This window comes from Gluconobacter thailandicus F149-1 = NBRC 100600 (assembly GCF_000964465.1).
GTDB classification, from domain to species: Bacteria; Pseudomonadota; Alphaproteobacteria; order Acetobacterales; family Acetobacteraceae; genus Gluconobacter; species Gluconobacter thailandicus.
Window position 1 is genome coordinate 1 of the sequence record NZ_BANH01000110.1, and the last position, 273, is coordinate 273.

Here is a 273-nt window from a genome sequence, read left to right on the forward strand (position 1 = left end):
GTGAAGCTCGACCGGCTGGGACGAGATACCATCGACACCCTGACCCTGATTCAGGACCTCAAGGCCAAAGGGGTTGGTGTGCGTATTCTGGCTCTGGGCGCAGATACGGGAGGGGCGGCAGGAAACCTGATCATCGGTGTTCTGGCCAGTGTGGCGGCATGGGAGCGGGATATCATCCGGGAACGGACAATGTCTGGTCTTCATGCCGCTCGGGCATCGGGAAAGCTGTTGGGAAGACGTCATGCCATGAGTCCGGCAGGTCGTCAGGAGGCG

At 60.8% G+C, this 273-nt stretch carries 1 protein-coding gene; it reads left to right on the top strand.

All coding sequences use genetic code 11. The features are described 5' to 3' along the window. The coding region (locus B7444_RS15800) for a recombinase family protein (RefSeq protein WP_048855231.1) at positions 1-273 on the top strand (273 nt) is incomplete at both ends.